At 69.8% G+C, this 25,171-nt stretch carries 23 protein-coding genes; 9 read left to right on the forward strand and 14 right to left on the reverse strand.

Annotated features, from left to right (window positions below):
• Positions 1–6: 6 nt before the first annotated feature.
• From BM288_RS07810 to BM288_RS07825, 4 genes are read right to left on the reverse strand one after another with little or no spacing between them, the layout of a single operon-like run.
• Positions 7–1,407 carry an MFS transporter gene (locus BM288_RS07810; protein WP_092917509.1) on the reverse strand — a complete coding sequence of 467 codons (1,401 nt, stop codon included), beginning with the start codon at positions 1,405–1,407 and terminating at the stop codon, positions 7–9.
• A gap of 27 nt (positions 1,408–1,434) precedes the next feature.
• Positions 1,435–1,827: an OB-fold domain-containing protein gene (locus tag BM288_RS07815; RefSeq protein ID WP_092917511.1), complete on the reverse strand. Its 393-nt coding sequence runs from the start codon at positions 1,825–1,827 to the stop codon at positions 1,435–1,437.
• Positions 1,828–1,836: 9 nt separating this feature from the next.
• A complete protein-coding gene (locus BM288_RS07820; protein ID WP_092917513.1) occupies positions 1,837–3,018 on the reverse strand; it encodes a thiolase family protein in 1,182 nt (393 codons plus the stop codon).
• On the reverse strand, positions 3,015–3,848 hold the full coding sequence (locus BM288_RS07825) for a crotonase/enoyl-CoA hydratase family protein (RefSeq protein ID WP_092917515.1): 834 nt from the start codon (positions 3,846–3,848) through the stop codon (positions 3,015–3,017). The genes BM288_RS07820 and BM288_RS07825 overlap by 4 nt, the downstream gene beginning before the upstream one ends.
• Before the next feature lie 155 nt (positions 3,849–4,003).
• Between BM288_RS07825 and BM288_RS07830 the strand changes: the two genes are divergently transcribed.
• The 5 genes from BM288_RS07830 to BM288_RS07850 all read left to right on the forward strand — a co-directional run bounded on the left by BM288_RS07830 (position 4,004) and on the right by BM288_RS07850 (position 12,961).
• Positions 4,004–4,885, forward strand: coding sequence for a LysR family transcriptional regulator (locus tag BM288_RS07830; protein ID WP_092917517.1), 882 nt, complete (start codon positions 4,004–4,006; stop codon positions 4,883–4,885).
• A 135-nt stretch (positions 4,886–5,020) separates the two neighbouring features.
• On the forward strand, positions 5,021–7,468 hold the full coding sequence (locus tag BM288_RS07835; RefSeq protein WP_318255407.1) for a CaiB/BaiF CoA transferase family protein: 2,448 nt from the start codon (positions 5,021–5,023) through the stop codon (positions 7,466–7,468).
• 104 nt (positions 7,469–7,572) lie between these two features.
• A complete protein-coding gene (locus BM288_RS07840; protein WP_092917519.1) occupies positions 7,573–8,394 on the forward strand; it encodes an alpha/beta fold hydrolase in 822 nt (273 codons plus the stop codon).
• A gap of 72 nt (positions 8,395–8,466) precedes the next feature.
• On the forward strand, positions 8,467–10,560 hold the full coding sequence (locus BM288_RS07845; protein WP_092917521.1) for an acyl-CoA dehydrogenase family protein: 2,094 nt from the start codon (positions 8,467–8,469) through the stop codon (positions 10,558–10,560).
• A gap of 31 nt (positions 10,561–10,591) precedes the next feature.
• Positions 10,592–12,961 (forward strand): acetyl-CoA acetyltransferase, encoded by a 2,370-nt coding sequence (locus BM288_RS07850; RefSeq protein WP_092917523.1) that lies wholly within the window; start codon positions 10,592–10,594, stop codon positions 12,959–12,961.
• Positions 12,962–12,998: 37 nt separating this feature from the next.
• Here BM288_RS07850 and BM288_RS07855 read toward each other — a convergent pair whose 3' ends face one another.
• Positions 12,999–14,024 (reverse strand): MBL fold metallo-hydrolase, encoded by a 1,026-nt coding sequence (locus BM288_RS07855; protein WP_092917525.1) that lies wholly within the window; start codon positions 14,022–14,024, stop codon positions 12,999–13,001.
• Positions 14,021–14,626, reverse strand: coding sequence for a TetR/AcrR family transcriptional regulator (locus tag BM288_RS07860; RefSeq protein WP_092917527.1), 606 nt, complete (start codon positions 14,624–14,626; stop codon positions 14,021–14,023). Before BM288_RS07860 ends, BM288_RS07855 begins: the two co-directional genes overlap by 4 nt.
• A gap of 170 nt (positions 14,627–14,796) precedes the next feature.
• Between BM288_RS07860 and BM288_RS07865 the strand changes: the two genes are divergently transcribed.
• Positions 14,797–16,203, forward strand: a complete 1,407-nt coding sequence (locus BM288_RS07865; RefSeq protein WP_092917529.1) for an MFS transporter — start codon at positions 14,797–14,799, stop codon at positions 16,201–16,203.
• Positions 16,204–16,245: 42 nt separating this feature from the next.
• Here the strand turns inward: BM288_RS07865 and BM288_RS07870 are convergent, their stop codons facing one another.
• Positions 16,246–16,650 (reverse strand): DUF5655 domain-containing protein, encoded by a 405-nt coding sequence (locus BM288_RS07870; protein ID WP_318255408.1) that lies wholly within the window; start codon positions 16,648–16,650, stop codon positions 16,246–16,248.
• A 131-nt stretch (positions 16,651–16,781) separates the two neighbouring features.
• Between BM288_RS07870 and BM288_RS07875 the strand changes: the two genes are divergently transcribed.
• Positions 16,782–17,762: an NAD(P)H-quinone oxidoreductase gene (locus BM288_RS07875; RefSeq protein WP_092917531.1), complete on the forward strand. Its 981-nt coding sequence runs from the start codon at positions 16,782–16,784 to the stop codon at positions 17,760–17,762.
• Positions 17,763–17,772: 10 nt separating this feature from the next.
• On the opposite strand, the gene BM288_RS07880 is transcribed toward BM288_RS07875, so the two are convergent.
• The 3 genes from BM288_RS07880 to BM288_RS07890 all read right to left on the reverse strand — a co-directional run bounded on the left by BM288_RS07880 (position 17,773) and on the right by BM288_RS07890 (position 18,977).
• Entirely contained in the window at positions 17,773–18,036 is a 264-nt protein-coding gene (locus tag BM288_RS07880; protein WP_092917533.1) for a type II toxin-antitoxin system RelE family toxin, read from the reverse strand.
• Positions 18,033–18,296 carry a type II toxin-antitoxin system Phd/YefM family antitoxin gene (locus BM288_RS07885; RefSeq protein ID WP_092917535.1) on the reverse strand — a complete coding sequence of 88 codons (264 nt, stop codon included), beginning with the start codon at positions 18,294–18,296 and terminating at the stop codon, positions 18,033–18,035. Before BM288_RS07885 ends, BM288_RS07880 begins: the two co-directional genes overlap by 4 nt.
• A 99-nt stretch (positions 18,297–18,395) precedes the next feature.
• Positions 18,396–18,977, reverse strand: a complete 582-nt coding sequence (locus tag BM288_RS07890) for a hypothetical protein (protein WP_092917537.1) — start codon at positions 18,975–18,977, stop codon at positions 18,396–18,398.
• Between the two features lie 138 nt (positions 18,978–19,115).
• On the opposite strand from BM288_RS07890, the gene BM288_RS07895 reads away from it, so the two are divergent.
• The gene (locus BM288_RS07895; RefSeq protein ID WP_143103062.1) at positions 19,116–19,856 is read left to right on the forward strand and encodes a hypothetical protein; all 741 of its coding nucleotides are present in this window, start codon (positions 19,116–19,118) and stop codon (positions 19,854–19,856) included.
• A gap of 52 nt (positions 19,857–19,908) precedes the next feature.
• Here the strand turns inward: BM288_RS07895 and BM288_RS07900 are convergent, their stop codons facing one another.
• From BM288_RS07900 to BM288_RS07910, 3 genes are all read right to left on the reverse strand, one after another.
• Positions 19,909–21,162 (reverse strand): alpha-hydroxy acid oxidase, encoded by a 1,254-nt coding sequence (locus tag BM288_RS07900; RefSeq protein WP_092917541.1) that lies wholly within the window; start codon positions 21,160–21,162, stop codon positions 19,909–19,911.
• 13 nt (positions 21,163–21,175) lie between these two features.
• Positions 21,176–22,531, reverse strand: coding sequence for an MFS transporter (locus BM288_RS07905; protein WP_092917543.1), 1,356 nt, complete (start codon positions 22,529–22,531; stop codon positions 21,176–21,178).
• A 135-nt stretch (positions 22,532–22,666) separates the two neighbouring features.
• Positions 22,667–23,377: a FadR/GntR family transcriptional regulator gene (locus tag BM288_RS07910; RefSeq protein WP_092917545.1), complete on the reverse strand. Its 711-nt coding sequence runs from the start codon at positions 23,375–23,377 to the stop codon at positions 22,667–22,669.
• Between the two features lie 139 nt (positions 23,378–23,516).
• Here BM288_RS07910 and BM288_RS07915 point away from each other — a divergent pair, with 139 nt between their 5' ends.
• Positions 23,517–24,047: a hypothetical protein gene (locus BM288_RS07915; protein WP_092917547.1), complete on the forward strand. Its 531-nt coding sequence runs from the start codon at positions 23,517–23,519 to the stop codon at positions 24,045–24,047.
• A gap of 76 nt (positions 24,048–24,123) precedes the next feature.
• Here BM288_RS07915 and ctlX read toward each other — a convergent pair whose 3' ends face one another.
• Positions 24,124–25,170 carry a citrulline utilization hydrolase CtlX gene (gene ctlX, locus BM288_RS07920; RefSeq protein ID WP_092917549.1) on the reverse strand — a complete coding sequence of 349 codons (1,047 nt, stop codon included), beginning with the start codon at positions 25,168–25,170 and terminating at the stop codon, positions 24,124–24,126.
• Between the last annotated feature and the right edge of the window lies 1 nt (position 25,171).

Here is a 25,171-nt window from a genome sequence, read left to right on the forward strand (position 1 = left end):
GCCGGTTCAGGCGGCGATCTCCTCCAGCGCCTTGTTCTTCGTGCGCGGGCCGAAGCCGAGCAGACCGGCCGCCACGATGAGCAGCACGATCATGAGGATGCCGGCAGGCACCGCTCCCGCCCCGATCAGCACCGGCAGCACGACGAACGGCGCCACGGCCCCACCGAGGTGGCCGACGCCGTCGCAGATGGCCGCCGCCGTGGAGCGGTTCCTGGTCGGGAACACCTCGGCCGTGTACGTGTACGCCGGTGTCGCCATGATCATGATGCCGAACGTCGCGAGGATCGAGCCGGCGGTCGCCGCGACATCTCCCCATCCGACGATGATCAGCGCCACGCCCACGGCGAAGATGAGCGTGCCGATGATGATCAGCGTGCGTCGCTCCACCCGCTCGATGAAGGGCAGCAGCGCGACCGCTGAGATGATCGGTGCGATGCGGGTGAGCACAGTCACGAAGATCGCATCCGAGGTCGAGACGCCGATGCCCTCGAGCAGCAGCGGAAGATACGACGAGAAGCCGTACATCGCGGTGTAGAAGATGAACCAGAAGCCGAGCACGACCGCGAGGCGCCGCAGCAGCTCGCCCTTGAACAGCTCGCGGATGGCGCCCTTGTCCTCGACGATCGCATCGCGGCTGAACACGGGGGTCTCCTCGACCTTGGCGTGCCGCTGCATGCGTCGCGTGATGTCCTCCGCCAGCTCATGCTGGCCGCGCTCTGCCAGCCAGCGCGGCGACTCGGTGACGTGCTTGCGGTTGATGAACGGCAGGATGACGAACACGAGTCCGCCGAAGATCAGCAGCCCGCGCCAGCCGAGCTCCGGCATCGATGCCAGGATCGGCAAGGACGCGAAGCCGACGAGCAGCTGCCCGAGTCCGGTCCAGATGTAGATGCGCGTGAGGTACTGGCCGCGACGGTTGAGCGGGACCATCTCCCCGATGTACGCAGCGCAGAGCGCAAGCACCGCACCCATGCCGCCACCAGCGAGGAACCGGAAGGCCGAGAGCGAGGCGACATCCCAGGCGAAGCCCGACGCGAAGCCGCCGATGGCGAGGATGGCGAACGTGAGGAAGAGACCCTTCTGGCGCCCCCACTTGTCGGCGACGTAGCCGAACACGGTGGCTCCGACGGAGTAGCCGATGAGGTTCCAGGTGACCGGCCACGCGAGATCGTCGCCGACCAGGTCGAGCGACTCGCGCATGGCAGGGAGCGTGATGGCGAAGACGCTGATGTCGTAGTTGGCGAAGAAGAAGGCCAGGAGCAGGGCGCCCCAAGCACCCCAGTTCAGGCCGACGCGCGGAAGCAGGTCGATCGCTTCCGAGACGGTCGGCGGCGGGGTCGAACGCGATGCGGGAGCGGGACTGGGCGCGCTGGGCGCCGCGAGGCTGGTGGAATCAGGTGACGTCATTGTCGTGTTCCTTCTGCTGTGAATGGGTTAGGTGGCGATGAAGATCGGCAGCGTCGCGTGCTCTTCAGCCGGTCCCGACGCCTCGAAGGCGACGCGCACGGCGCGACCGCCGAGATGCTCCCAGGGCTCGTCAGCACGCAGCTCGACCCATAGCCATGGGCCCTCCGCGAGCTCGACGATCCCGAAGAGCGTGCGGGTCGGGCCATCGGCGCCCTTCCCGTGCGCCACCGACCAGGAGACGATCGTGCCGTCTCCGGATGCAGTGACGCGCTCGTAGCGCTCGGGGTCGACGGATGCGTCGAAGCGAGGCTCGAGGTAGGTGTCTGTCTCGGTGTCCCGGACGACGCGGAGCTCGCCGCGGGCGGCTCCGTCGAGGTAGTCGGCGGTTGCCGCATTGCTGGTGATGGGGAACAGGGGCATGTCGTCCTCCTAGACCGTGCCGATGACGAGCGTGCCGTGGTAGTCGAGCACTCCGCCGTTGCCGGAGACGAGCACGCGGTCGTGCTTCTCGACCTGGCGCTCGCCGGCCTGGCCGCGCGCCTGGATGATGGCTTCCGACAGCGGCGTCATCCCCCACATGTAGTAGGAGGAGAGCTGCCCACCGCCGGTGTTGAGCTTGAGCTTGCCGCCGGGCCCGAGCATCCCCGGCTCCGAGACGAATGCGCCGCCCTCGCCCTTGCCGCAGAACCCGTAGTCCTCGAGCGTGATGAGGGTCGTGAAGGAATAGCAGTCGTAGAGCTCGACGATGTCGATCTCATCCAGGCCCAGGCCGGCCATCTCCAGCGCTCGGGGGCCAGAGCGAGCGGCTCCCGACACGATGCCGAAGTCGTCGTTGCGCATGCCGGTGCGACCCGGGTGCGCCTGCGCCCATCCGTAGACGCCGACAGCCGGCTGCGCCAGCTCTGCAGCCCGCTCGGCGCTCGTGACGATGAGGGCGATGCCGCCATTGGAGACGAGGCAGCAGTCGAGCAGATGGAAGGGCTCCGAGATCCAGCGCGAGCTCTGGTGGTCCTCGAGCGTGATCGGATCCCGCAGCTGCGCGAGCGGGTTCATGACCGCCCAGTCGCGCTGGGCGACGGCGATGTGGCCGAGCTGCTCGCTCGTCGTGCCGAACCGATCCATGTGGCGCCTGGCGGCGAGCGCGTACATGTTGTTCGCCGTGAGCGCGCCGCTGGTGCTCGTGATGGCATTCCAGCCGGCCGGCGTCGATGTCGCCTGCGAGGCGTACGCGGCGCCGCCACCTCGCCGCTCCTGCAGTGGTGCATCCGCCCAGACGATCGCGATCGTCTCGGCGGTGCCCGCCGCGATTGCCATGGCCGCGTACTGCACGGTCTGCGCCGCAGACGATCCGTAGCCCTGCATCACCGTCAGCAGATTGAGATCCTCGAGACCCAGATCCGTCGCGAGCGACAGCGTCATCGCATTGGCGGGGCTGATCATGTCGCTGAGGCCGCCGGAGACGATGAGCCCGTCGATATCGTCCAGCCGGAGGCCTGCGTCGGCAGCAGCCAGCCGCACGGCCTCGACGCCGAACTGGGGAGCGCTGCGACCGTAGACCTTCCCGAGCTCGGTGATGCCGAGCCCGACGACGGCTGCCTTCGCGGCGCTCACCGGCCGGTCCAGACGGGCTGTCGCTTCTCGGCGAACGCGCGGGGGCCCTCCGCAGCGTCTTCGCTCGCCATGAGCACGGCGCCCTGACCCTCGGATCGTGCCCAGTCGTCCTCGTCGCGCTCGACGTGGCCGTCGGTGATGCCCTTCGCGATGCGCTTCGAGACCTGCACTGCGACCGGAGCGTTCGCGGTGATGCGGTCGGCGAGCGCGAAGGCGGCCGGCAGCAGGTCGTCGTACGAGACGACCTGGTTCACCAGCCCGAGCTCGAGGGCGCGGGCCGCAGTGATGGGCTCGCCCGTCAGGATCATCTCCATCGCGATCTTCTTCGGGATCTGCTGACCGAGGCGGAAGGTGCCGCCCGCGCCCGCGTAGATGCCGCGCTTGACCTCCGGCAGCCCGAGCTGCGCGCTGTCGACGGCGATGGCGAGGTCGGCGTGGAGGATGAACTCGGTGCCACCACCGAGGGCGAAGCCGTTGACGGCAGCGATCACGGGCTTCGAGATGTGATGCTTCACGAAGCCGCCGAAGCCCCAGGCGTCGATCTCTGGAGCGATGTTCGCGAAGTCGCCCCGGGCCACAGCCTTGAGGTCAGCGCCTGCACAGAAGGATTTGTCGCCGGCGCCGGTGAGGATGACGACCCAGATGTCATGGTCGTGCTCGGCGATCTCGAGCGCCTCTCCGATGCCGACGAAGACGTCGGGATTCACTGCGTTGCGCGCTTCAGGCCGGTCGATCGTGACGAGGAGCACGTGGTCGACGCGCTCTGCGCGGACGGTGCCGTTGCCGCCGATCTCGACCGGCCGCGAATCCTGGATGGTTGCGTATGTCATGCGGATCCTCGCTCATCGTTGAGAGATGCCGTCGCAGCGGCAAGTGGGCCCATGCTGACATGGCGCCGTGTAGCAGCACATCGCAAGAGTTCGAGCGATGACATGCCAAGAGGCGTGCAGCACACGTGCCAGCCATTGACAGGTATGCTCGGGCCATGGAGCTCAGCCATCTTCGGGTCTTCGTCGCCGTCGCCCGCCACAGCAACATCACTCGGGCAGCGACGTCGCTGCACTTGACGCCCTCGCCGGTGAGCCGCACGATCCGCGAACTCGAGCGCGAGATCGGTTCCCGGTTGTTCGAGCGCAGCTACCACTCGCTCGAGCTGACGCCGGCGGGCGACGAACTGCTGCCTTCGGCGGTCGAGATGCTTCGGATTGCGGGAGAGATCCTCGGCGAACCTCGTCCGCCGCTGCGGCTGGGGGCGACGCCTTGGGCGCCGAGCCGATTCGCGAAGCGGCTGCGCGCGGCCGCCGACGAGGCCTGGGATGGCCCGATCGAGTTCGAGGAGGCAATGTCGAGCGAGCTGCTGCCGAAGCTGAAGTTCGGCGAGCTCGACGCCGTGCTGGTGCATCTGCCGGTCGACATGCCCGGAGTCGAGAGCCGGGTCGTCGCGGAGTACCACCTGGAGCTCGCACGCTTTCCGCGATCCGCCGACGCGCAGGAGCGCGAGTCGCCCGGCTCCGAGACCGTGCTGATCCTGCCGATCGTGCTGCAACGGCGCACGATGGAGCACACCGTCACACTGCTCAACGACGCCGGTTACACACATGTCGAGGAGATCGCCTTCTCGGACCTGCTGACCGTCGGCCCCCGGATGCGCCGCACAGGGGCGTCCCTCATGACCACACGCGCCACCGACACTCCGATCGGGGCGCTCGTCGACATGGACGAGCTCGAGTTCCGAAAGCTCGGCTCCGGTGACGACAGCCTGCAGCTGGGGCTGGTCACGCGCACCACCGAAGCGCGCATCGCGCCCGTGCTCCTGCAGATCGCTCACATGCTCGCACCTGCAGGGAGCAAGCCAGAAGTCATCTGAGCGCCTGCATGCTAATCAGTAGCACGCACAGGCCCTCTCGCTTGCGATGTACAAGCAGGCTCCGTGTCGGCAACCATGTCGTCACGCGCAACTCGAAGACGAGTTGTGCTCGTGACAATCGTGGAGGCGTCGATGATGACCCAGGAGAAGCTGCCGCTGCATGCCGTGCGCGTGCTCGATCTGACGGACGGCTTCGGTGAGCTGACAACCCGCTACCTCGCGGACCTCGGCGCCGATGTCGTGCGCGTCGAGTGGGATGCGCAGAGCGCGAGCCGCACGCACGAGCCCGTGGTGCGCGGCACGAGCACCTACCACGAGGCGTTCAACGCCAACAAGCGATCGCTTCGGCTCGACCTGCGCGAGCCAGAGGACCGTCGAGTCTTCGACGGCCTGCTGGCCAAGGTCGACATCGTGGTCACCTCGTTCGCACCGCGCGTGCTCGCCGAGCTCGATCTCGAACCGGCGCGGCTGCGGGAGGGCAATCCGCATCTCGTCGCCGTCGCGCTGACGCACTTCGGACTCACGGGTCCGTGGCGCGACTGGGAGGCGACAGAGTGGACGCACCTCGCGCTCGGAGGAGCCCTGTCGCGCTCGGGAGCGCCGGGCCGCGAGCCGCTGCTGCCGCCGCTGGACACCGCGATGCACGGGGCCGCGGTCCAGGCGGCGTGGGCGACGATCGCCGCCTACAGCAACCGCCTCGTCCACGGCACCGGCGACGTCGTCGACGTCTCCGCGCTCGAGGCGGTCGTGCAGGTGCTCGACCCCGGCTACGGCATGGCGGGGTCGGCATCGGGCGGCATGCCCGCCGCGGACGGCCCGCGCGGTCGCACCGACAGCTCCTTCCGCTACCCGTTCTTCCAGGCGAGCGACGGCGCCGTGCGCATCACGATCCTCAGCCCGCGCCAGTGGGCGGGCATGTTCGCATGGCTCGGCAGCCCGGAGCAGTTCGCGGGGGAGGAGTGGGTGGGCCTCGGGCATCGCTTCGCCAACAGCGACACGCTCTACCCCGAGATCCAGAAGCTCTTCTCCACGCTGACGCGCGCCGAGATCATCTCGGGGGCCGCGACCCACGGCATCCCCGCCGCATCCGTGCTGCTGCCTGCCGAGATCCTCCAGAACGAGCACTACGCGGCCCGTGGCGCATTCCGCGAGATCGAGACCGCCGCAGGCACGGCGCAGGTGGTCGACGGTCTCGTCGAGATCGATGACGAGCGCGCTGGCATCCGCACGCCGGCGCCCGAGCTCGGTGCCGACTCGATGGCGGTGCTCGAAGAGTACGCCGCGGCGCGGCCCGAGCCCGAGATCGGACCGTTCGGCACGGCACCGAGCGAGCAGCCGGACATGCCGTTCGCCGGTGTGCGAGTGCTCGACTTCGGCGTGATCGTGGCCGGCGGCGAGGGCGGCAGGCTCTTCGGCGACCTCGGCGCCGACGTGATCAAAGTCGAGAACCAGGCGGTGCCGGACGGCTCACGCCAGAGTCAGGATGGCGCGGTGCTCAGCCCGGTGTTCAGCTGGGGGAACCGCAACAAGGACAGCCTGGGCATCGACGTGCGCTCAGAGGAGGGCGCGGCGCTGATGCGCCAGCTGGTGGCAGAGGCCGACATCATCCTCTCCAACTTCAAGCCGGGCACGCTCGATCGTCTCGGGCTGGGCTATGCGCAGCTGCGGGAGATCAACGCGGGCATCATCACCGTGGAGTCGAGTGCTTTCGGGCACACCGGTCCATGGTCGGTCAACCCGGGCTACGGACCGATCGTGCGCGCCGCCGTGGGCGTCGCGGGGCTCTGGCAGTACCACGACGACCCGAGCCGCTACTACGACGACGTGACGATCTACCCCGACCACGCGGCGGCGCGGGCCATGGCAGTGGCCGCGGCCGCTGCGCTCATCCGGCGCCGCGCGACGGGCATCGGCGGCACCGTCCGCCTCGCGCAGACCGAGGTCTCGCTGTCGCAGCACGCGCACCGGTTCGCAGCCGAGTCGCTCCAGCCCGGCACGACGGCCGTCGTGGGCAATATCGGCGCCGGGGACGCACCGCGCGGGGTCTACGCGGCGCAGGGCGACGATGAATGGGTCGTGGTGGATGTGCGCACCGACGCGCACTTCCGCGCACTCGCCGACGTGACCGGTCTCGATGCCGCCGATGCGCGGTTCGCGAGCAGTGCCGATCGCGCCGCACATCGCACGGAGATCGACGACGTCGTCGCGCCCTGGATCGCCGAGCGCGACCCAGCCGCCGCGATGGAGGTCCTGCAGGCCGCAGGCGTGCCAGCGGGGAAGATGACTCGGCTCGACGAGTTGCTCTCGAGCCCGCAGCTGGTCGCACGCGAGGCGTTCCAGATCGAGCGGCACCCGCTCATCGAGCGCGAGATGCCCAGCGAGGGCCAGCCGGCGACCTTCGAGCGACTGCCGCGCGTCGCCGTGCGGCCTGCGCCCGTCTTCGGCCAGCACACACGAGCGATCGCGGCGCGACTGCTCGGGCTCGACGAGGCCGAGATCGAGCGACTGATCGATGCCGGCGTGCTCCAGGAGGACCGCCGCGGACTCGCAGCACTCGCCGCGACTGCGGAGCTCGCCGCCTGACCGGTCCTCGCGACCAGGGGCCGGAGCGCATCGCGTGAGCGACGCATCCGGCCCCGATCCCCACTGCACGACCCACCACATCCATACCTGCGAAGGAATTGCACATGCCCTACATCGATGTCGCCGATGACCAGCGGATCTTCTACACCGAGAAGGGAGACGGCCCGCCCGCACTGCTGATCCACGGATGGTCGTGCGACGGCTCCGACTGGTCCTGGCTCGTCAGCGACCTCAGCCGCGACCACCGCACCATCACCATCGACAATCGCGGACACGGCCGGTCGACGGCCGTCGACGGCCAGTACTCGCCCGCGCTCTTCGCCGCCGACGCCGCGAAGGTGATCGAGCAGCTCGGGCTCGAGCGCCCAGTCGTGATCGGCCACTCGATGGGCACGATCATCGCCTCCACCCTCGCAGCCGAGCACCCCGACCTCGTCGGCGCGCTCGTGCTCGTCGACCCCGTGTACGGCATGGATGCGCAGGACCTCGTTGGCGCGCTCGCGGCCATCCGCCAGGCGCCTCACGCGGTCGCGGAGGCGTCCTTCGGCGGGTTCTACGGCGAGCGGACGCCCGCGTGGCTGCCGGAGTGGCACCGCCGCCGCATCCTCGCCACCGACGAGGCAGTGGTTCGGGATGCGCTCGTGTGCCTCTACGAGGGTGAGGGCGCCGTCGGGCTGAAGACCGTGGGCGAGAGCTACCTGCGCAGGCGCCAGGCGCCCACGCTCGCCATCTATGCGGGCACCGGTGCCGCTATCGCCGACTGGGATCGCACGCTCGACCACGGCCCGTCGGACGAGATCCTCGTCTGGAGCGAGAACGGTCACTTCTTGCATCAGGAGGAGCCCGAGCGCTTCGCGACGGAAGTGCGCCGCTGGCTCGAGAAGGTCGGGTGGACGGCAGCAGCCGCTGCCTTGCGAGTCGTCTGACGCGCGGGCTAGGCTCGCTGCAAATCAGAACACTATCCGTCTGAAATTGACGCACCGACTAGGGGGATCCCCATGGAGCACGCTGAACTGGACGCCCTGCGCGCAACGGCGCGCCGCCGCATCGAGCAGACGTGGGGTTCGAGCACGGCCGCCGCCGATGCCGATCTCGACGAGCTCTGGGCGGGGATCGCGCAGGACGGCCTGTTCGAGCTCGCGAGCCTCGATGCGCTGGACGGCCTCGTCGTCGTCGTCGAGGAGCTCGGCCGTGCCGCATGCCCCCTGCCGATCGCCGACGCCTTCGTCGCCGCGCGGCTCTTCGGCGACGAGAGCGAGGTCGCACAGGCGATCGCTGACGGCACTCTGCGAGTGACGCATGCCGCAGCCGTCGAGGGATCGACTGCACGTTTCGTCGAGGCGGCCGAGAGCGCGACCCACGCGCTCGTGATCCCAGCATCCGGGAGACGAGTCGAGCTGCGGACGATCACCTCGGCGACCGCGACAGAGGGCATCGCCCGACCTGCGTGGCATGACATCGAGCTCGGCGATGCTGAGCACACGATCGACGTAGACGCGGACGCGGCGGACGCGGCGCTCGTGCTGCTCCGACTCGCCCTCTCGGCACGCGCAGCTGCGGCTGCCGCGCTCACGCACGAGCTGGCGGTCGAGCACGCCAAGACCCGAGCGCAGTTCGGCAAGATCATCGGGTCGTTCGGTGCGGTGCAGCAGCGCGCAGCTGCATGCGCGATCGATGTCGCCTCGAGCGCCCACCTCGTCCGACGGGCCGTCGAGTCCTACACGGCAGACTCTGGCGAGTGGGTGCTGGCGGCCGAGCTCGCGTCGACCTTCATCCACGACGGCGCTCGGCGAATCCAGTTCGGCGCGCATCACACGCTCGCCGCGATGGGCTACTTCGATGAGCACGCAGGCCCGTGGCAGTTCCGTCGGGTGCACGCGGATGTCGTGCGCGCCGCGTCGATCGAGCGCGCGGCCGGCTCTCTCGCTGATGTGCTCGTCGACTCCGCCGTCGCGCTGCCCGGCTTCGCGCTCGACGAGGCAGGAGAGGCGTTCCGGGCTGACGTGCTCGGAGCGATCGAGGAAAGCCGCGAATCCGACGGCTCGTTCGACAGCGATCGCGCGGTCGAGGCCATCGTCGACCGCGGCTGGCTCGGCTTCGGATGGCCGGAGGAGCATGGCGGCCGCCGTGCATCGCTCGCCGAGCAGGTGGTCCTCCATGATGAGCTGGTCTACCACCGTCACCCTGCGAGCCTGACGCTCGGATCGGTCATGCTGCTCGGCAACTCGATCCTGCTGCACGGCACCGATGAGCAGAAGGCCAAGCTGCTGCCGATCGTGCGTGCGGGCGAGATGCAGTTCTGCCTGGGCTACTCAGAGCCAGAAGTGGGTTCGGACCTCGCGTCGGTGCGCACCTCGGCCGTGCACGACGGCGACGGCTGGCGCATCAACGGCCAGAAGATGTGGACGACCGGTGGCGACACCGCGAAGTACATGTGGCTCGCAGCGCGCACAGACCCCGACGCGCAGCCGCGCCACGCAGGCATCAGCGTCTTCCTCGTGCCGATGGACACACCGGGCGTCTCGATCCAGCCGATGACGGCCTTGTCGGGGGAGATCTCCACGATCACGTTCCTCGACGACGTCCGTGTGCCCGCCGATGCCCTCGTCGGAGAGGTGAACGGCGGATGGAAGGTCATCACCGATGCGCTGGCGGGAGAACGCGTCGTCATGGGCGGGATCGCTGGCCAGCTCCTGCGCCAGCTCGACGACTTCCTCGAGGTTGTGCGCACGGATCCCGAGCGCTGGGTCGGCGCGCGAGGCTCGGCGAAGCGCGCGAAGCTCGCTTCGATCGCCGCCTCGCTCCAGGCGCTCCGGGCGCTGGTCGCGTCGGCCATCGGTGCGACCTCGTCGGGCGCCGGTGCCAAGCTCGAGGCACCCATGGCGGGAGTCCTCGGAGGCGAGCTGTCCGAAGAGTTCGGCGAGGTGATGCTCGACATCCTCGGCCCGGTCGGGATGCTCTCGGACGCCGCGGTCCCGGGTGGCGGTGCCATCGAGAAGAGCCTCCGCACGTCGATCATGTACGTCGTCGGAGGCGGCACGAACGACATCCAGCGCGGCCTGATCGCTCGCGCTCTCGGACTGCCGCGCTGAGCGGCGCTGTCTTCGCAAGGAAGGAACGGACATGAACACCATCGACCCACGGACCCCCGTCATCATCGGGGTGGGCCAGCATCTCGATGCCTACGGCAAGGAGGGGTACGAGGCGCTCTCCGCGGTCGACCTCGCCGGTCGCGCTGCCGCTGCGGCGGTCGCCGACAGCGGCGTGAGTCCCGACGCGGTCAGCGTCGCCATCGACACCGTCGGCGGCATTCGACAGTTCGAGACCTCGACGCCCGGTGCGCCGGCACCGCTGGGGCGCTCGAACAACTTTCCGCGCTCGGTCGCGGCTCGGATCGGTGCGGCCCCGCGCCGCGCGATCCTCGAGGTCGGCGGTGGTCAGTCGTCGCAGCATCTGGTGACCGAGCTGGCTGGAAGCATCGCGGCTGGCGAGAGCCGGGTGGCGCTCGTCTTCGGCTCCGAGGCGATCTCGACGGCGCGCGCCCTCGCCAAGTCCGAGGACCGGCCCGACTTCTCTGAGTCGATCGGCGGAGACCTGGAGGATCGCGGCTTCGGGCTCAAGGGGATGATGTCGATGGAGGCCTCCGCGCATGGGCTCGTCGACGCACCGAGCCAGTACGCGCTGGTCGAGAACGCGCGCCGCGCGAGGTTGGGCCTCGACCGGAAGGCCTACGACGCGAAGATCGGCGAGCTCTTCGCCCCCTTTACCGCGGTGGCGGCCCGCAACCCCTACGCTGCTGCACCGACCGAGCGCTCGGCGGAGGAGCTCGTCACGCCCACTGAGGCGAACCGACCCATCGCCGATCCCTATAACCGGTACGTGGTCGCTCGCGACCAGGTCAACCAGGGGGCGGCTGTGCTGCTGGCATCGGTCGAGGCCGCGCGCGAGCTCGGCGTTCCCGAGGACCGCTGGGTCTTCATCCACGGGCACTCGGATGCGCGTGAGCGCGACCTGATGGACCGCCAGGATCTCTCAGGGAGCCCGGCCGCACGGCTCGCCACCGACCAGGCACTGGAGATGGCGGGCGTCACCGCCGATGACATTTCGACGTTCGACTTCTACTCGTGCTTCCCCGTGCCCGTGTTCAACGTGGCCGTCGACGGACTCGGGCTCGACCCGAAGGACGAGCGAGGGCTGACGTTGACCGGCGGACTGCCCTTCTTCGGCGGCGCTGGCAACAACTACTCCATGCATGGCATCGCCGAGACCGTCGAGCGGGCACGCCAGGCACCTGGCACCTTCGGCTTCGTCGGTGCGAACGGCGGCGTGTGCAGCAAGTACTCGGTGGGCATCTACTCGACAACACCACGCGAGTGGCAGCTCGACCGCTCGGCGCAGATCCAGGCCATCATCGACGCGCAGGAGCCTGTGGCGCAGATCAGCCGCGCCGACGGCTGGGCGACGGTTGAGACGTACACGGTCAAGCACGACCGCGAGGGTCGACGGACCGGCATCGTCATCGGCCGGCTCGAGGCCACCGGTGAGCGCTTCGTCGCCATGGGTGTCGACGGCGACGACGACATCCTCGCGCTGCTGGCGAGCGACGAACCGATCGGAGCTCGAGTCTGGGTGGTCAGCGCAGCGCCCGGCAACCGCGTCACGACCACACCGGAGCGCGCGCTCGAACTGCTGCCGCCCAGGCCCAAGGGGCTGCGCGAATCCTACGAGCACGTGCTCGTCGCGCGCGATGGTCACGTGCTCGAGGTCACGATCAACCGTCCTGAGGCGCGCAACGCGCTCTTCCCTGCAGCGCACGAGGAGCTCGCCGAGATCTTCGACGCATTCTTCGCCGACCACGAGCTCTGGGTGGCCATCCTCACCGGTGCCGGCGACCAGGCGTTCTGCGCGGGCAACGACCTCGTCTACTCTGCCAGCGGCAAGCCCAACTATGTGCCCGCATCCGGTTTCGGAGGCCTCACGAGCCGTCGCGGCATGAACAAGCCGGTCATCGTCGCGGTCAACGGCTTCGCGATGGGGGGCGGCTTCGAGATCGCGCTCGCCAGCCATCTGGTGGTCGCCGACGAGACGGCGCAGTTCGCGCTCAGCGAGGTGAAGGTCGGTCTCGTGGCCGGTGCAGGAGGCGTCATCCGGCTGCCGCGGGCGATCCCGCCGAAGATCGCGAACGAGCTGATTCTCACGGGCAGGCGCATCGGTGCCCAGGAGGCAAAGGACCTCGGCATCGTGAGCCGCGTGGCTCCGGCCGGCCAAGCGCTCACCGCCGCGCGCGAGCTCGCGACGGAGATCACCGTCAACTCGCCGACCTCGGTGCGCATCTCGCTCGAGGTCATGGCCGAGGCACAGCAGCATGCGGATCCGCTCGACGCCGTCACGGCGCGCACGGGCCTGCTCGATGAGCTCATGGCGAGCGAGGACGCGATGGAGGGCATGTCGGCGTTCGCGCAGAAGCGGGCGCCGCAATGGCAGAACCGGTGAGCGCCGGCTGACCCGCGTCGCCGCGCGGCCCGACGGATCAGGCGCGCTGCGCGGCTCTGGACCGCTCGAGCCAGCGTGCCGACCGCGCGGTGTCGGCGACGAAGCGGGCGTGCATCGCGGTCTGCTGCAGCGCGGAGTTGAGGAAGTATCCCTCGAGCCGATCCCACCCATGCGTCCATGTGAGGCGGCTCGCGAGCTCCCATACGCTCAGGTCCTGCTCCTGCTCGAGCGCATCCGCGACCTGGCGCGCGCGACGGAGGTGGTGGTCGGTCGTGCGGTCGATGCGGTCCTCGAGCGCCGCGAAGCGATAGCCGTGCCCGGGAAGCACCTCGTCGCCGTCGAAGGCGCGGATGCGCTCGAGCGACTCGAGGTAGTCGCCGATCGGATCGGCGTCGGTCGCGTAGTCGAGACCGACGCCCGGATGCACGTGAGGCAAGAGGTGATCGCCGGTGAAGAGCTGTCGTCGCTCGGCGTCGCGGAGCGTGAGGCTGCCCTGGGTGTGGCCCGGCGTCAGCACAGCCTCGACGTCGCGACCGAGCGCGAGGACATCGCCGTCGCGCACCATGAGCTCCGGCTCACGGGTCGGGTGTTGCAGCGCGCCCGGCGGCATCGTGGGATAGCGCGGCCGCTTGTCTGCCGGAACACCCCAGGCGTCGTAGCGTGCGCTGCGGTCGCCGCTGCCCGTGCGCGCGAGGTGGGTCTGCCACTCCATGTCGGCCATCACGAACATGGCGCCGGTCGCGTCGCGGATCCGCTGGGCCATGCCGAGGTGGTCCTCGTGCAGATGCGACACGATGACCGAGGCGATGCGCCGGATGCCCCAGCTCTCGACTGCGTGCCGCAGCAGTGCTGCGTTCTCGTCGGTGTTCCACCCGGGGTCGAGGATGTGCGCGGCACCATTGCGGTCGCGCAGCACGTAGCAGAGCGTGCTCGAGACGATGCCGCCGGCCGGCATCGGAACCGCGACGACCAGGGTGTCGCCATCGATCTCCTCCGGCGCAGGCAGACGGCCGTCCGTGAACGCGGCGTACCCGGCGGCGCTCGTCGGGCGAAGCTCGCTCATCGCTGCTCCACTCCGGCCAGCAGAAGGTCGACCAGCTGCTCGACGTAGGCGCGCCCTCGTTCGTGCGCGGTCGTCCGGCTGCGCGGCGTCTGCGTCGAGGCGAAGTTCGTCGCCCCTCCCCAGACAGTGTTGATGATGAACTCCACCGACGCATCCGAGGAGAGCTCGCCTCGCCCCACCCCACGCGTGACGATCGCCCGCGCAGCGCGGACGCGAGACCGTGACCACTCGCTGGTGAAGGGCTGCAGCGACGGCGCGATCTCCTGCTCGAGCGGCAGGCGTCGGGCCGCTGGTCCAGCCGGACCTAGGAACAGGTCGATCGCCTGCCAGCCCAGGCTGACGAGGTCTTGGCGGAGGCTGCCGGTGTCGATGTCCTCGATGACCGCGACCCTGTCGCTGAGCGCGGCGACGAGCAGGGCTTCCTTGGTCTTCCACCTGCTGTAGATCGAAGCTTTGCCCGTGCCGGAGTGCTGCGCGATCTTCTCGATGGAGAATCCCGACCAGCCCTCACGTCCGAACGTCCGGATCGCCTCGTCGAGCACGCGCCCTTCGATCGAGGGATCACGGGGGCGCCCTACACGCCGGGGCGCGGTCTGTGACATGCAAACAACCTCTCACTCGACCGAGCGGATGGAATCGCCTACGACGCTCGTCTGATATTGCCGAGCCGATGCGGCGGAGGTAGGCTCAGAATACAGACGATGACCGTTCTGTTACAAGCTCAGGAGGCGACGATGACGTCGATCCGCAGGCTGGTCGGTTCCTGGCACCCATGGTGACCGCCGCTGAGACCGCACGCCCCCCGATCACGCGGCGCCGGGCCGCCCTGCTGATCGCGACGCTCTCTGGTGGAGGCATCATCTCCGCACTCCAGCAGACCCTCGTCATGCCCGTGCTCTCGGTAGCGCCCCAGCGGTACGGCGTCACCGCAGACGACGCGTCGTGGCTGCTGACCGCGGTGCTGCTGGCTGGTGTGGTGGCGCCGCCCGTCGTCACCCGGCTCGCCGACCTGTTCGGGCGCCGAAGGATGCTGGTGGTCACGCTCGCCCTGCTCGTCGCCGGGAGCATCGTCGCCGCATTGCCCCTGTCGTTCGGCTGGGTGCTGGTGGGGCGGGCGCTGCAGGGCAGCGCGACAGCGCTCCTGCCGATCGGAATCAGCATTCTCGCGGAAGTGCTGCCGCGTCAGCGCATCGCTCTCGGCATCGCGCTCATGAGCGCGACGCTCGCCGTCGGCGGTGCCGCAGGGCTGCCGCTCTCGGGGCTCCTGTTCGAGCTGTCCGGCTTCGCCGGTGTCTTCGGTGTGACCGCTGTGCTGGGGGCGATCGCCTTGCCGGTCGTGCTCATCGTCGTCCCGCGCACGCCGCCGCGCGCGGTCGGCCGCTTCGACTGGTCGGGCGCCCTCGTGCTCTCGACAGCGCTCGTCAGCATCATGCTGGTCATCTCGAAGGGCACCGCCTGGGGCTGGACGAGCATGCCGACCCTCGGTCTGCTCGGGGCCGGGCTCGTGCTGCTGACGATATTCGGCATCATGCAGGCGCGCTCGACGTCGCCGTTGATCGAACTCGGACAGCTAGCCTCGCGACCCGTGCGCTGGACGAACCTCGCGACCGTGCTCGCCTCGATGGCGATGTTTGCGAACATGCTCATCGCGACCTTCGAGCTCGCCATCCCGGCGCGCGAAGGCGGGCCCAGCCTCGGTGTGGTCGAGACCGGCCTTGCGCTCCTGCCGATCGGCGCTGTCTCCGTCGTCGCGACCCCGCTGGTCGCTCGGATGCTCAACAGGCTCGGCGCGCGCATGACGCTGTGCGTCGGTTCGGCGCTGATGGCCATGGGGTTCGCAGCTCATCTCGCGACCGATCACCAACTCGGCTGGATCCTCGTGAACTCGGTCGTCGTGGCGATCGGAGCGGCAATGGCGTTCGCCGCCATGCCCTTGCTCGTCCTGCGATTTGCTCCCGCGGAGGATGCGGCGACCGCGAACGGCATCAACTCCCTCATGCGGTTCTTCGGCTTCGCTGCAGCGAGCGCCATCTTGGGTGTCGTTGCTGCGCTGCCCTCGGCGGCGGGGTCGCTGCTCGACCCGCTCGACATCGCGAGCGCCGGAGCGTGCATGATCGCCGTGCTCGCAGCGGTGGCAGCACTGGCGATCCCTCGGCGCCGGCTCCTGGCAGGTGGCTGAGGGTCGGGCTCAGGAGAGGAGATGCGCCGATGTGGCGGCAGTTCAGCCGCGACGGTCGTCCCGCAGGTGCGCCCCGGCGCCCACATCGTATGCCTCCGCGATCCAGCCGGCGAGCTCATCGTCGAGCTCCTCGAGCGACTGCAGCGTCAGGTGGTGCACGAACAGCCGCGATGTGTACGGGCTCACGTTCCGCACCCGCGGGCTCTCGAGCGCGCGCTGCAGATCGAGGTAGACGGCGAGGCCGGATGCGGTCGGTCGCGCACCCGCGAACCCCCGGCGGGTGCCCTTGAACGTCACCGACGACTTGCTCGTCGACACCTCGTACGGCCCGCACGCTGCGACCAGCTCGACGAAGCGACGGAACATCGCCACACTCAGCTCGGGCTTGCCCTCGAGGTGGCGCTCCACCGACCAGGCGTCGCCGATGGTCGTGTCGTCGTCCGTCACGCGACCATCATGGCGCTGAGCGCCGACACGCGTCTGCGCTGCCCGATGAACGCGGTGGTGCCCATTGCATCACGCCGACGGGGGTGATCGGCTGTCGACAGGATGGGTTGCAGCAGCGAGGGGAGCACGGCATGAAGGCGATGCAATTCGAGGTGGATGGGCCGTTGACGTGGGCGGATGCGCCGGAGCCGGCCGCGGGCGCGGGCGAGGTGCTCGTCGAGATCGCGGCAACCGCGGTGAACCGCGCCGACCTGATGCAGCGGGCAGGCAAGTATCCGCCGCCCGCGGGGGAGTCGGAGGTGATGGGGCTCGAGTGCTCGGGCACGATCGTGGCGCTCGGGGCGGATGTCGAGGGCTGGGCCGTCGGCGACGCGGTGTGCGCACTGCTCGCGGGCGGCGGCTACGCCGAGCGCGTCGCGGTGCCGGTGACGCAGCTGCTGCCGGTGCCCGAGGGCGTCTCGCTCGAGGAGTCGGCGGCACTGCCGGAGGCGGTCTGCACGGTCTGGAGCGCCGTGCGCGACCTGCCGGAGCCAGGGCCCGACGCGCTCGCGCTCGTGCACGGCGGCAGCGGCGGCATCGGCACGATGGCGATCCAGCTGCTGCGCACTCGCGGCTACCGCGTGGCTGTCACAGCGAGCAGCCGCCACCACGAGCTGTGCCGCGCGCTCGGCGCCGAGATCGCGATCGACTACCGATCCGAGGACTTCGTGGATGCGGTGCTGACGGCCACCGACGGCGGTGGCGCGGAGTTCATCCTCGACGTCGTCGGCGCCGACTACCTGCGTCGCAACGTCGATGCGCTCGCGCTCGACGGCACCCTCACCGTGATCGCGACGCAGGGCGGCACGAGGGCCGAGGTCAGTCTGGGCCGGCTCATGCAGCGCCGCGTCACGCTGCGCGCGATGACGCTGCGGGCTCGCCCGCGCACGGGAGGTCGCGGCGCGAAGTCGGAGGTGGTCGCGCAGGTGCGCGAGCACGTCTGGCCGCTCCTCGCTTCGGGCGCGGTGCGGCCCGTGATCGGCGCGACGCTGCCGCTCGCCGACGCCGAGCGCGCGCACGAGCTCATGGGCTCGCCGCAGGCTCCGGGAGGCAAGATCCTGCTCGTCCGCTGAGGCGAGCGTGTCACCGGTGCTCGTACACGTCGCGCCGATGACCCGCGCGCACGACAGTCACGACCAAGGTCACATCGAAGACGTCGTACAGCACCCGAAAGTCGCCGACCCTGATCCGCCACGCAGTGACTTCACCGGTCAACTTCTTCGAGCCCTGCGGCCGCGGCTCCACGGCGAGGCCGTCAATCGCACGCAGCACCCGATCGCGTCCCGGGCGCGGCAACTTCTTGATCTGCCGAGCAGCTGCCGTCGTGAACTGGATTCGATAGCTCACGTCGACAGTTCGCGCCGCAGAGCCTCGAGCGATACGCGTTGCCCGTCGTCTTCCGCGATCGCTTCGCGATAGGCGGCGACATCGCTCTCCATCTCGAACGCTTCGAGCGCTTCCAGATCGGCGACGCTGATCACGACTGCGCTGAGCTTCCCGTTGCGAGTCACGCCGATCCGCTCGCCTGCGTACATCGCGCGGCTCAGTACATCGGAGAGCTGCTCACGCAGCTCTCGCGTCGAGACCTGACTGGTGACATCGCTCATGCGTACGACCATACTCGTACGTACGTTGTGTACACACTTCGGCATTGCGTGTGACTCCCATCCGCAGACGTGCGGTGCTCGTGGCCGACCGGCAGTCGATCAGGCCCGTTCCGGTAGGACGAGATCGATCGGATCGGCAGAGAGGGCGCCCGGGCGCAGGCCGATGCTGGCGGTCAGCGCCGCCAGCCCCTCGAGCGCAATCGACCAGACAGATGTCAGGGGCGGACGTTTGGCGCCGAGCCCGCGACAGTGCGCGTCGGGGCAGCGTTCCCAGTCGATCTTCGTGAGTGGTCCGGTTCGCTTGCTCTGCTCTCGCAGGTGCAGGGACCAACTGCCGTCCTCCATCGTCTGGACCAACAACGCTGTTTCCTCGGGCGGTGCGCTTCCGACCCATATGGCTGTGACAGCTCGTTCGATGCAGCGTGCGCGATCCAGCACGTCGACCAGCAGGATCAGATCATCGCGCCACGCATTGTCGAGTAGGCCCCGACCCTGGAGGTGACGACGTGCGACTGCGTCGCCCTCATCGTCGCCCAGCCGCACCCTGGCACGCAAGCGCGTCGGTGCCCCCGCGTGCCCCGCGATCTTCTCCGCTTCGGCGCGCGTGCGCGCGAGGCACTCGAAGGTGCGCCTCCCGCCGTCCACGTCGAACTCGTACCTGTGCGTCGCATCCGCTCTCATGCCGGGAGGATGCGGCAACCGGCCGCCGGCGGGTGAGGAGTGGGTGTGCTCCTGTGGAGAGCAGCCTCCGCAGCGCTCAGCGAGCCGCCGTACGATCGGGCGGGAGCGCGACCGGGTGGTCGGGAGAGGGAGCCGAGCATGGGCAGAGCAGGCAGGGCAGCGGGCGCCGTGGGCGTCGTCGCGATCATCGCGGCTGGCCTCACTGGCTGCATCCCCGGTCCGCCGCCCGTGCCGCAGCCCACGCCGGCCGCGCCGATCGTGCAGAGCGGCGCGGCCGCGGGCGAGCTGCGGGAGGGGTTCGTGCCCGCCGGTGGCACGAGCTCGGTCACGCTCACGATCGACGAGCGCGCCGCGGTCGCCATCGGCGCGACCTCGCCGGATGAGGACGACCTGACGATGCACCTCACCGGCGCCGGCACCGATGTCGAGAGCGATGACGCCTCCGGCGACCTCGACGTGTTCGAGTTCGAGATGCAGACGCGCGACCCGGCGATCGCGACCGTGCTGGAGCCGGGCGAGTACACGATCGAGCTCGCCGAGTGGGGCGATGACTCCACCGACTACCGGCTGCAGGTGCTGACCAGCACGACGACGGTGACCGCCGGCTCTGTCGCCGAGCTCGAGTTCGGCCCCGGCCGGCCCGCGCTCGTGATCGCGACCATCACCGAGGGCGACGAGGCGATCGCCGCGACCTCCGACATCGACACGACGCTGTGGGCGTACGTGCCGGACTCGGATCAGGAGTACTGGGACGACGACGGCGGCGGCGACCGCAACCCGCGCATCGAGCTGATCGGCGAGAGCCCGCAGGACATCGCGGTGGTCGCCACCGGCTACGACCGCGACGAGAGCGGCACGCTGGAGCTCGCCGTGGAGTGACCGGCAGCGACCGGGCTGACCGATGGCGCCCGGTCGCCGCCGCGCCGGGCGGCTACCGCGCGGTGACGTCCCTCTGACCCGGCACCGGCTCGAGCCTGCGCAGCTGCGTCACGTGCCGCGGCTCGAGCTCGTCGAGCGAGGAGACGCCCAGCAGCGCCATCGTGCGCTCGATCTCGGTGCGCAGGATCGCGATCGTGCGATCGACGCCCTCGCGCCCGCCGGCCATCAGGCCGTACAGGTAGGCGCGGCCGATGAGCGTGAACTTCGCGCCCAGCGCCACCGAGGCGACGATGTCGGCGCCGTGCATGATGCCGGTGTCGACCATCACGGTCGCATCCCGGCCGACCTCGCGCACCACCTGCGGCAGCAGCCGGAAGGGGATGGGCGCGCGGTCGAGCTGCCGGCCGCCGTGGTTCGAGAGCACGATGCCGTCGACGCCGCCCTCGATCAGGCGCACCGCATCCGGCACGTTCTGCACGCCCTTCACGACGAGCTTGCCGGGCCACATCGAGCGGATGACGTCGAGGTCGTCGTACGAGATGGTCGGGTCCATCGCCGAGTTCAGCAGCTCGCCGACGGTGCCACCGGTGGTCGACAGCGACGCGAACTCGAGCTTGGGCGTGGTGAGGAAGTCGAACCACCACCAGGGCCGCGGGATGGCGTTCGCGATCGTCTTGAGCGAGAGCTGCGGCGGGATCGAGAAGCCGTTGCGGGTGTCGCGCAGGCGGGCGCCCGCCACCGGGGTGTCGACCGTGAACATGAGCGTGTCGTAGCCGGCGGCGGCGGCACGCTCGACCAGGCCGTAGGAGATCGAGCGGTCGCGCATCACGTAGAGCTGGAACCAGTTGCGCCCGTGCGGGTTGACCGCCTTGACGTCCTCGATCGTCGTGGTGCCGAGCGTCGAGAGCGTGAAGGGGATGCCGGCCGCGGCTGCCGCGCCCGCGCCCGCGGTCTCGCCCTCGCTCTGCATCAGCCGCGTGAAGCCGGTCGGCGCGATGCCGAACGGCAGCGCGCTCGTGCCGCCCAGCACCGTCGCGCGGGTGTCGACCCGCTCGGCGGGCTTGAGGATGTCGGGGTGGAACTCGACATCCTCGAACGCCTGCCGCGCACGAGCGAGCGAGATCTCGCCATCGGCGGCGCCGTCCGTGTAGTCGAAGGCGGCGGCGGGGGTGCGCCGCTTGGCGATCGCGCGCAGGTCGTCGATCGTGAGCGCCGCGTCGAGGCGGCGGCGGCGCGCGTTGAGGTCGGGCTTCTTGAACTGCAGGAGTTCGACGAGCTCGCGCGGGTTGGGCAGCTGACGCTTCATGGTCTCGAGCCTCTCAGTGATCGTGGGCGGCGTTGAGGACGCCGCCTGCGGGCTTGTACTCGTCGAAGTCGGTGGGCTCGACGTGCGCGACGTGCTTGATGAAGTAGGAGGCGATGACCGACAGCAGGGCGCAGAAGGAGACGTACGCCGCGATCGGCCACCACTGGCCGCCGCTGATCTCGAGCAGCCACGCGGCGATGAGGGGTGCCGTGCCGCCGAAGACGGCCGCACCCACCTGGTAGCCGAGCGTGGCGCCGGTGTAGCGCACCTCGGGGCTGAAGCTCTCGGCGATGAGCGTGCCGAGGATGGCGTTGACGCTGCCCCACAGCAGGCCGAAGCCGATGATGGTCGCGGTGAACACCGCCCAGTCCTCGCCGATGTTGAGGATGAGGAAGTAGGGCACCGAGTAGAGGATCGTCGCGATCGCCGCGTAGCGGTAGAGCGGGGCTCGGCCGACACGATCCGACAGGCGCCCGAAGAACGGCATCCAGATGGTCGCCACGAGCGCGGCTGCGGCGACCCCCAGCAGCACGGTGTTCTGCCGCACGTCGAGGATGTCCACCGAGTAGGCGATCACGTAGGTGCTGAAGATGTAGAACGGGCCGGTCTCCCCGGCCTTCGCGCCGATGGAGACGAGCACGGCGCGCCAGTGCTTCGTGACGACCTCCTTGATCGGCAGCTTCAGGCGTGCGCCGGTATCGCGGATGCGCTTGAACTCGGGCGTCTCGTCGAGGCTGTTGCGGATCCACAGGCCGATGAGCACGAGCACGATGCTGCCGACGAACGGCAGTCGCCAGCCCCAGGCGAGGAACTGCTCCTCGGGCATGAGGGTCAGCAGCGCGATGACGCCCGAGGCGAGCAGCAGACCCAGGCTGATGCCCATCTGCGGCACGGCGCCGTAGAGGCCGCGGCGGTTCTTGGGCGCGTACTCGTAGGCCAGCAGCAGCGCGCCGCCCCATTCGCCGCCGATGCCGATGCCCTGCAGGGCGCGGAAGACCAGCAGCAGGATCGGCGCCCAGATGCCGATCGCGTTGAAGTCGGGGAGCAGGCCGATCGCGACGGTGCCGCCGCCCATGAGCATGAGGGTGAGGAAGAGCGTCTTCTTGCGCCCGATGCGGTCGCCGATGTGGGCGAAGATGACGCCGCCAACGGGGCGGAAGAAGAAGGTGAGCGAGAACGACGCGTAGGCGAGCATCGTCGAGAAGAACGGATCCTCGGTGGGGAAGTAGAGGCGGTTGAACACCAGCGCCGCGACCGTGCCGTAGACGAGGAAGTCGAACCACTCGATGACGCTGCCAGAGAGGCTGCCGAGCAGCACCCGGTAGTTGAGGCGCTCGGGCGGCGCTGCGGGGGAGGTGGTCGTGGCCAAGGCTCTCTCCTTTGAGAAGCGGTCGGTGTGACCGTGCTGTGTGGTCAGACCATGTGGTCGAACCACACGAAAGATACGGCGATGAGCCCGACCGTGTCAAGGCGCGGATGCGTCTGGTCGCGATCGGCGAGCCGGTTACGCGCGCTCGTCGGGCGCGGGTGCCGAGCCCTGCGAGGTCTCGAGGTAGTAGCCCCGGATGTGCGCGCGCAGCAGCTCGGCGGCGCCCTCGCGGTCGTCGGCGCGCAGCCGCTCGTAGATGCCGCGGTGCTCCGCGCGCAGCCGCGCGGCGGTCGTCGCCCAGTCCGGGATGGCGCGGGCGCGCGCCAGCGTGTGATCCGAGATCGACGTGCGCAGGGCATCCATCAGCGTGCTGATGAGCGGGTTGCTCGCGGTGCGCGCGAGCGCGGTGTGGAACTCGGCGTCGAGCACCAGGAAGTCGGCCAGCGGCAGCTCCGCGTCATCCATGCGGTCGAGCAGCAGCTCGGCGGCCTGCCAGTCGCCCGCCTCGAGGTCGGCGTGCTCGGCCGCCCAGGTCTCCAGCAGCAGCCGCACGTCGAGTACGTGGCCGTGCTCCACGTGCCGGGTCGCGAGCTGCAGGTTGATCGAGAGCGACAGCGCCTGCCCCGGCGCCGCGGTGAGGATGGTGCCCGAGCGCGGGCCCGAGCCGGTCGAGGTGCGGATGGTGCCGATCGCCTCGAGCACGGCGAGCGCCTCCCGCAGCGATCCGCGCGAGATCTGCAGCGTCTCGGCGAGCGCGCGCTCACCCGGCAGATGGTCGCCGATCGCGAGCCGCCCGCTCTGCAGCTCGGCCGTCACCCACCGCATGACTGTCTCGTGCACCCTCATCGCCTCGAGTATCGCAGTGGTGCCTCGTCAGCCAGGAGCGCGCGCCGCGGTCGCGCGCGTGTCGAGCGCCACCGCCGACACAGGAGATCCTTGCCATGCCTTGGGCCGGGCCGCCAGTTCGCCTGCCTACGCTCAGGTCATGAGCGCAGCCTCGCACCGGCGCGGGCCGGCCGACCGGGCGCGGCCGCTCCTGCCCTTCGACGAGCTCCGGCGTCTGCGCTCGATCGGCATGCTCTCGGGCGCACTGGTCGGCGTCGGCGTCGCGGTGCTGCTGCCGGGGCTGCTGTTCGGAGCCGTCGTCATCGCCTTCGCCTCCGGCAGGCGGCCCGGCAGCACGATCGTCGATGACCCGTTCGCGTGGTGGGTGCTCGCGATGGTCGCCGGCGGTGCGCTGCTCGTCACCGCGGGAATCGTCTGCAGCGTGCGCCGGCTGCGGCATTGGGACGGCCGTCGGGCGATCCGCGTGACCGCCTCGGCGGCGGCGCTCGCGGCCGGCGGCGCGCTGCTGATCGATGTCGCCATGGTCGGCGCGTTCGTCATGTTCGAGTCCGCGGGCATCAGCCCCATCGAGCGGGTGCTCGTGCCGGTGGCAGGACTGCTCGGCATCGCGGGCGGCGCGCTCGTGGGCCGCGCCGTGTGGCCGTGGATGGGGCGGGTGGTGCGCGGGTAGGCGGATCTGATGCGCGCTTGGCGGGCGCTGCTCGACAGCGTCGGAGTGGGCGCTGCTCGCAGCGCGGGGGCGGACGCTACTCGAGGCTCGAGACCAGGGGCAGCTCCGACGCCGCCTCGGCGCCGTCCATCGTCTCGGGCTCGTCGGCGATCGCCTCGACCGCCTCGGTCAGCTCGGGCTCGCGCGCCGGTCGCGGGTCGAGGTGCACGCCGGCGATCATGCAGCGCACCGAGCCGCCCGCGAGCTCGATCGTCGGGATCTCGACCGCGACGATCTCGCAGGACTCCTCGATCAGCGCGATCTGCGCATCCGTCAAAGACGCCTTCGCGCGCGCCGACATGGCCATCACGGTGCGGCGCCGGCCGTCTGGCCAGCGGCCGGCGAGCTCGACCGCGTTGCCCGCGAACTCGCGCACCTGGCGCTCGCTCAGCTCGACGATGCGGCGACCATTCACCGACAGCCGCTCGCGCACCTCGGCGCGACGGCGCGCATCCGGGATCATCTCGAGCGCGACCAGCGCCACGTCGGTGCCGATCGTTGCCATGACGTTGGTGTGATAGACCGGCACGCCACCCGAGTCGACCGCGTCGAAGACCATCGGCTCGTAGCTGAAGTCGGTGCAGAAGCGCTCGAGCACGTTCGTGTCGGCGCGGTGGCTGCGCGCGACGTAGGCGACCCGCGAGATGGGGTCGAGCACCATGGCGCCGGTGCCCTCGAGGAAGATGCCGTCGGGCTCGAGCCCTGAGTAGTCGACGATCGCCTGCACCCGGTAGCTCGCCTTGAGCATCTCGAGCACATCGGCCCGGCGCTCGTGCCGGCGATTGGATGCGTACATCGGGTAGACGGCGACCGTGCCGCCCGCGTGGGTGGAGAGCCAGTTGTTGGGGAAGACGCTGTCGGGGCGGGTGTGGTCCTCGTCCTCGAACACGTGCACCACGACGCCGACGTCACGCAGGGCGGTGGCGAGCGCATCCATCTCGGCGAGCGCCTTGAAGGCGGTCGTGTCGGGGCTCTCGCCCTCGGCCACCTCGGCCTGGAAGGCGTTGTCGGCCGCGGTCGCCGGGTTCGGGCGGAACCGCAGCGCGCGGATCAGGATGACCGCGTGGGGCGCGACGGCGCTCACG

It is taken from the genome of Agrococcus baldri, assembly GCA_900114805.1.
Taxonomy (GTDB): domain Bacteria; phylum Actinomycetota; class Actinomycetes; order Actinomycetales; family Microbacteriaceae; genus Agrococcus; species Agrococcus baldri.

Excerpts from the sequence above, each read along its gene's own strand:
- BM288_RS07825 (WP_092917515.1), bottom strand. The coding sequence starts at position 3,848 with ATGACATACGCAACCATCCAGGATTCGCGGCCGGTCGAGATCGGCGGC.
- BM288_RS07875 (WP_092917531.1), top strand. The coding sequence starts at position 16,782 with ATGAAGGCGATGCAATTCGAGGTGGATGGGCCGTTGACGTGGGCGGAT.
- BM288_RS07865 (WP_092917529.1), top strand. The coding sequence starts at position 14,797 with ATGGTGACCGCCGCTGAGACCGCACGCCCCCCGATCACGCGGCGCCGG.
- BM288_RS07860 (WP_092917527.1), bottom strand. The coding sequence starts at position 14,626 with ATGTCACAGACCGCGCCCCGGCGTGTAGGGCGCCCCCGTGATCCCTCG.
- BM288_RS07895 (WP_143103062.1), top strand. The coding sequence starts at position 19,116 with ATGGGCAGAGCAGGCAGGGCAGCGGGCGCCGTGGGCGTCGTCGCGATC.
- BM288_RS07845 (WP_092917521.1), top strand. The coding sequence starts at position 8,467 with ATGGAGCACGCTGAACTGGACGCCCTGCGCGCAACGGCGCGCCGCCGC.
- BM288_RS07810 (WP_092917509.1), bottom strand. The coding sequence starts at position 1,407 with ATGACGTCACCTGATTCCACCAGCCTCGCGGCGCCCAGCGCGCCCAGT.
- BM288_RS07900 (WP_092917541.1), bottom strand. The coding sequence starts at position 21,162 with ATGAAGCGTCAGCTGCCCAACCCGCGCGAGCTCGTCGAACTCCTGCAG.
- BM288_RS07830 (WP_092917517.1), top strand. The coding sequence starts at position 4,004 with ATGGAGCTCAGCCATCTTCGGGTCTTCGTCGCCGTCGCCCGCCACAGC.
- BM288_RS07840 (WP_092917519.1), top strand. The coding sequence starts at position 7,573 with ATGCCCTACATCGATGTCGCCGATGACCAGCGGATCTTCTACACCGAG.
- BM288_RS07850 (WP_092917523.1), top strand. The coding sequence starts at position 10,592 with ATGAACACCATCGACCCACGGACCCCCGTCATCATCGGGGTGGGCCAG.
- BM288_RS07885 (WP_092917535.1), bottom strand. The coding sequence starts at position 18,296 with ATGAGCGATGTCACCAGTCAGGTCTCGACGCGAGAGCTGCGTGAGCAG.
- BM288_RS07855 (WP_092917525.1), bottom strand. The coding sequence starts at position 14,024 with ATGAGCGAGCTTCGCCCGACGAGCGCCGCCGGGTACGCCGCGTTCACG.
- BM288_RS07915 (WP_092917547.1), top strand. The coding sequence starts at position 23,517 with ATGAGCGCAGCCTCGCACCGGCGCGGGCCGGCCGACCGGGCGCGGCCG.
- BM288_RS07815 (WP_092917511.1), bottom strand. The coding sequence starts at position 1,827 with ATGCCCCTGTTCCCCATCACCAGCAATGCGGCAACCGCCGACTACCTC.
- BM288_RS07890 (WP_092917537.1), bottom strand. The coding sequence starts at position 18,977 with ATGAGAGCGGATGCGACGCACAGGTACGAGTTCGACGTGGACGGCGGG.
- BM288_RS07835 (WP_318255407.1), top strand. The coding sequence starts at position 5,021 with ATGACCCAGGAGAAGCTGCCGCTGCATGCCGTGCGCGTGCTCGATCTG.
- BM288_RS07910 (WP_092917545.1), bottom strand. The coding sequence starts at position 23,377 with ATGAGGGTGCACGAGACAGTCATGCGGTGGGTGACGGCCGAGCTGCAG.